At 72.9% G+C, this 2,393-nt stretch carries 3 protein-coding genes; 1 reads left to right on the top strand and 2 read right to left on the bottom strand.

The annotated features are described in order from the left end of the window. Positions 1-184: 184 nt before the first annotated feature. Positions 185-778 (bottom strand): TetR/AcrR family transcriptional regulator, encoded by a 594-nt coding sequence (locus KN815_RS47500; protein WP_014061299.1) that lies wholly within the window; start codon positions 776-778, stop codon positions 185-187. Between the two features lie 147 nt (positions 779-925). Between KN815_RS47500 and KN815_RS47495 the strand changes: the two genes are divergently transcribed. Then, positions 926-2,104 (top strand): alpha/beta hydrolase, encoded by a 1,179-nt coding sequence (locus tag KN815_RS47495; protein WP_216347972.1) that lies wholly within the window; start codon positions 926-928, stop codon positions 2,102-2,104. 132 nt (positions 2,105-2,236) lie between these two features. Here the strand turns inward: KN815_RS47495 and KN815_RS47490 are convergent. Then, on the bottom strand, positions 2,237-2,393 hold a 157-nt coding region (locus KN815_RS47490; RefSeq protein ID WP_216347973.1), incomplete at its 5' end, for an acyl-CoA carboxylase biotin carboxyl carrier protein subunit.

Below are 2,393 nucleotides of genomic sequence, written 5' to 3'. Positions count from 1 at the left end.
GGGTCCCAGGGCCGTGGCGGCGGCGAGGAGGGCCTGCCGCTGCCGGGGCCGCGCCGTAACCACCCCCATCCGCCCGGTGGCCCCGGCTCCGCGCAGTTGCGCAGTGCGGTGCCGCTGGCGGAGCAGCCGGGGCGGGTGGCGGATCTGGCGCCACGCCGTCGCTAGCGAGGGGGCACCGCCGGTGTCAGCGGGCCTTGAGACCGGTGAAGGCCAGCGCCAGCAGCCGGTCGGCCAACTCCGGGTCGTCCGGCGACTGCTCCACGGCCAGCGCGATCGCGTTGGTGAGCTGCATCAGATCGGCGATGACCACATCGGACCGTACGGCACCGCTCTGCTGGGCGCGGGCGAGCAGTTCACTGCCCGCCTCGCGCAGCGGCAGCCCGCAGCCGCGGGACAGTGCCGAGGTCTCGTCTCCCGAGCACGCCATCAGGGCCCGGGAGAGCCCGCGGTAGGTGCTGGCGTGGTCGACGATGGCGCGCAGCCAGTCGATCATCGCCTGACACGGCCGCGGCGCCTTGGCCAGCTCCCGCGACCGCTCCAGCAGGGCGCATATCTCGCCCTGGAAGACCGCGCCCATCAGCGCGGTGCGGTTGGGGAAGTGGCGGTAGAGCGTGCCGATGCCGACGCCCGCGCGGCGTGCGATGTCCTCCAGCGAGGCATCGGTGCCGTGCCGGGTGAACGCCGTGCGCGCCTCGGCCAGCAGCCGCTCGTAATTGCGGCGCGCGTCGGCGCGCATGGGGCGCGGTGGCATCTGCGCCGTGGCTGTCTCGATCGCCATCGCGGTCCTCCCTGCCGTGGCTGCCCGTGAGTCAAGCATGCCATTTCGTGACCGGAGGCACGCCCTGGCCAGGCAACGCGGACAGCGTGAACGGCATCAAACGGGGCGAAGGCATCGTGCGTTGCGGTGCGCCGAGGTGGAAGAACGATGGGACTGACCAGTCGCTCACTCGAGTATGTGATGATCGCCCTCGCCGTGGGGTGCGCGGGGCTGACGCTCTGGCTGTGGCCGCGCTTCGCGGGCCGGGGCGTACGGGCCTGGCTGGGGCGGCTGGCCGCCCTCGCCGTGACCCAATGCGCGATCGTAGCCGCGCTGGCCCTCGCGGTGAACACTACCTTCCAGTTCTACGGGTCCTGGGACGAACTGCTGGGCGAGGGCGAAGCCGCACCGGCGGCCCTGTCCCATGTGCAGGGCGGCGCCGCGGCGCCGGTCGGGGCGTCGGGCGGGCTGGTGCGGCCCGCCCCGCCGCAGGGGCTGGACAAGGTGCACGGACTGCCCAGCGGGCCCCCCGACAAGGCGGGCAAGGTCGAGTCGGTGCGGATCCTGGGCCGCCGCAGCCAGGTGGCCACCCCGGCCTATGTGTATCTGCCGCCGCAGTACTTCCAGCGCCAGTACGCCCGCCAGCGGTTCCCGGTGATCGTGGCGATCAGCGGCTATCCGGGCGGGACCTTCCTGCTGGCCCAGCATCTGCGGCTGCCCCAGACCGCGGGCGGGCTGATCCGCACCGGGGCGATGCAGCCGACGGTCATCGTGATGGTGCGGCCCACCATCGCCCCGCCCCGTGACACCGAATGCGTGGACGTCCCCGGCGGCCCCCAGGCCGAGACCTACTTCACCCAGGATCTGCCCGAGGCGCTGCGGGGGCACTACCGGATCGGCCATGACCCCAGCGCCTGGGGCGTGCTGGGCTACTCCACGGGTGGCACCTGCGCCCTTGAGCTGACCATGCGCCATCCCCGCGTCTACGGCGCGGCAGCGGCCCTGTCGCCCGACTACCGCGTGGTCAACGACCCCACCACCGGCGACCTCTTCGGCCCGGGTCCGCAGGGCGAGCGTGGCAAGCTGGAGCACGATCTTCAGTGGCGGCTGCACCATCTGCCCCAGCCGCAGGTCTCGGTGCTGGTGTCCTCCAGCCGCCGGGGCGAGCCCAACTATGGGGCCACGCGCGACTTCCTGGCCGCGGTCCGGCCGCCGATGAGCGCGCAGTCGATCATCCTGGACCGGGGCAGCCACAACTTCCGTACCTGGCGGCGGGAGCTGCCCACGGCCCTGCGGTGGATGAACGGCCAGCTCACCTTCCCCCAGGACGTGGTGCACAGCCGCTGAGCGGGCCGGGCACGACGACGGCGGGCCCCGGCCGGAGGATTCCGGTCGGGGCCCGCCGTCATGTGCGGGGGCGGGTCAGTCCTTGATCCCCGCCTCGGTCCCTGATCTGGGCCTCAGTCCCTGATCCCCGCGTCAGTCCTTGATCTCGCAGATGACCGCGCCCGAGGTGATGGACGCGCCGACCTCGGCGGCCAGGCCCTTGACGGTGCCCGCGCGGTGGGCGTTGAGGGGCTGTTCCATCTTCATGGCCTCCAGGACGACGATGAGGTCGCCCTCGGCCACGGTGTCG

The organism is Streptomyces niphimycinicus, from assembly GCF_018883605.1.
In the GTDB taxonomy this organism is placed as follows: domain Bacteria; phylum Actinomycetota; class Actinomycetes; order Streptomycetales; family Streptomycetaceae; genus Streptomyces; species Streptomyces niphimycinicus.
Note: the sequence above shows the minus strand (reverse complement) of the source record. Positions and strands in the feature narration are given on the sequence as shown.